1 protein-coding gene is annotated in these 1,053 nt (G+C 33.1%); it reads right to left on the reverse strand.

The genetic code is table 11. The annotated features are described in order from the left end of the window. The coding region (locus XO11_RS10365; RefSeq protein WP_014296329.1) for a flagellar motor protein MotB at positions 1 to 880 on the reverse strand (880 nt) is incomplete at its 3' end. Positions 881 to 1,053: the final 173 nt, after the last annotated feature.

The raw sequence follows: 1,053 nt of genomic DNA on the forward strand, positions 1-1,053 counted from the left end.
ATCTCAAGCGCTGTCTTAAAATCAATAAATCAATTCTTCTGTATAGATGTCTTAGTCTATCAAGATCATTTTTGTATTTTTCATCTAATTCTTTTTCTTTTGTTTTCAAGGTTGCAATATCTATTATACCTTTTTCAAATTCCTCTTTTAATTTCATCTTTTCTGCTTCGGTGTTTGATTTTAATTTTTGTATATCTTTTAATATGTCTTTATCTCCTTCTGAGATTGGATAGAATCTTTCAGGATTATAGTAATAATCAGGATCAAATTTCCCGGCTTTTACTTCTGCCAATCTTTCAAGTGTTCTTTTCTTTTTCATTTCTTCTGTAAAGAATTTTGCCACACTTGCTGCACGCGCGGCTCCTAAATGCCAGTTTGATGGATATATTAATTGTTCTTTTGGCGGTCTGTCATCTGTAAATCCATATATTTCTATTGCATTGTTTGAATGTTCTATTAGAATTATACCCAATTTATATAACAACTCTTTTGCATCTTTGGTTAATTGAGCGCTACCAGGCTCGAAAAATGCCATGTCCTGCATTTTTATTATTGTACCTTTGTCATTTTCTTCTATTGTTATTCTTCCTTTATACTTTGGATTGTCCTGTAGTCTGAAAAGTTCAACTCTAATTCCAGGATTTGATGTAATTAAGCTTTCTTCTGATAGACTTTTTCCACCCGTCAAAACACTTGGTGGCGTTCCGCTAAAGGGACTTCTAAAACTTACTGCTGCCTGCTGGAATTTACCGGGTGAAATTGTTGCCATGGAGAACAACATAACAAAGAATGTCATAAGCAACGAATTTAAATCACTGAATGTTGCCAGCCAACCAGGTGGTGGTGGTGGCCCTTCATCTTTTTTACATTTATCTGCCATTTATATCACCCTTCTTTTTCTGATTCATATTTTTTCTTTTCATCAGGGCTTAAAAATGCTTTTAGTTTTTCTTCCATTAATCTTGGGTTTTCACCTGAAACTATTGATAATATTCCTTCAGTTATCATCCTTAAAAGATTTACCTGTATTGATGTTCTTCTTCCTATTTTTTC

The sequence above is a fragment of the Marinitoga sp. 1138 genome, assembly GCF_013363265.1.
GTDB lineage: Bacteria > Thermotogota > Thermotogae > Petrotogales > Petrotogaceae > Marinitoga > Marinitoga piezophila.